Here is a 1405-nt window from a genome sequence, read left to right as displayed (position 1 = left end):
TGCAGATAATAGTGCCGCCTGCTGACTCTGATAAAGCGAAAAAACTCTATCAACAAATGGCAGAAGAAATGGCATTTAACCCACGTGAGTCATTGGAATAGAGTATCAGGAGGCATTGTGAAGTTCAGCTTTAAATCATCCATTGTCTGGTTAGCCGCTTTTGTTTTGATTGCTCAAGTCGCATCAGCTGCCCTTCCACTTAACTGGTTTTCTGATAAAGGTGAAATGCCCACATTGGCGCCAATGCTAGATCGCAGTAAACCTGCTGTGGTCAACATTGCGACAAAGAGTGAAGTCAGAGTTCAAGATAACCCTTTCATGAATGACCCTTTTTTTAGGCACTTTTTTAATGTGCCCGAGCAGCCAAGGGTCAGACAACGTCAAAGTCTGGGGTCAGGCGTCATTATTGATGCCAAAGAAGGCTTAGTCATTACTAATAACCACGTCATACGCGGCGCCGATGAAGTGACGGTCTCACTGAATGATGGCAGGACTTTCCAGGCTGAGATTGTTGGTAGCGATCCTGCCACCGATGTGGCACTCATTAAAATTCCAGATGACAACTTATCTGCCCTACCTTTGGCAGACTCCGACTCACTACGCGTTGGTGATTTTGTTGTCGCCATCGGTAACCCATTCGGTCTGGGACAAACAGTCACCTCAGGTATTGTTAGTGCCTTGGGAAGAAGTGGCCTCGGGATTGAAGGCTATGAGAACTTTATCCAAACAGATGCCTCCATTAACCCTGGTAACTCAGGTGGTGCATTAGTTAACCTGCGTGGCGAACTGGTAGGTATCAATACCGCTATTTTTTCACCAGGTGGTGCTTCATCTGGCAATATCGGTATCGGCTTTGCTATTCCCAGTAACCTCGTTAAACAAATTACCGATCAGCTCTTAGAACATGGTGAAGTGCAGCGTGCTTACTTAGGTGTTCAAATGCAGGATATTACGCCTGAATTAGCACAAGCCTTTAATATTGAGCGTCAACAAGGCGCCGTTGTGAGTCATGTGATTCCTGATTCAGCTGCCGCGGATGCCGGCTTGAAAGTCGGTGATGTGATCACAGCAGTCGATGACACGCCATTGCTGAATGCGGATAGCCTAAGAAATACCATTGGTTTGATGGTTGTTGGTCAAACTGTGAAGCTCGATATTATTCGCAATGGCAAAGCCAAAACCATTAAAGCAACAGTAAAACAAACGCGTAAGACAGCATCTGATGGGTTAGTGCATCCTAAGCTTTCTGGTGCCACCTTTGGTGATATTGAGCAGGACTCGCCCTATTACGGTCAGATTGAAGGCGTGGTGGTGTATTCAGTCAAGCGTGGCAGCCCCGCCTGGAAAGCAGGCCTAAGACCTGATGACATTATCACCTCGGTCAACCGCCAGCCAGTCACTGCAT

Annotated in this window: 1 protein-coding gene; it reads left to right on the top strand. The window is 46.9% G+C overall.

Translation table 11 applies throughout. The annotated features are described in order from the left end of the window. Nucleotides 1-117: 117 nt before the first annotated feature. Nucleotides 118-1405, top strand: a 1288-nt coding sequence (locus B4K20_RS12465; RefSeq protein WP_289283122.1) for a DegQ family serine endoprotease, incomplete at its 3' end; no start/stop codon positions are given.

This window comes from Methylophaga sp. UBA5088, assembly GCF_002414625.1.
GTDB classification, from domain to species: Bacteria; Pseudomonadota; Gammaproteobacteria; order Nitrosococcales; family Methylophagaceae; genus Methylophaga; species Methylophaga marina.
This window is presented reverse-complemented; position numbering and strand designations above follow the sequence as displayed.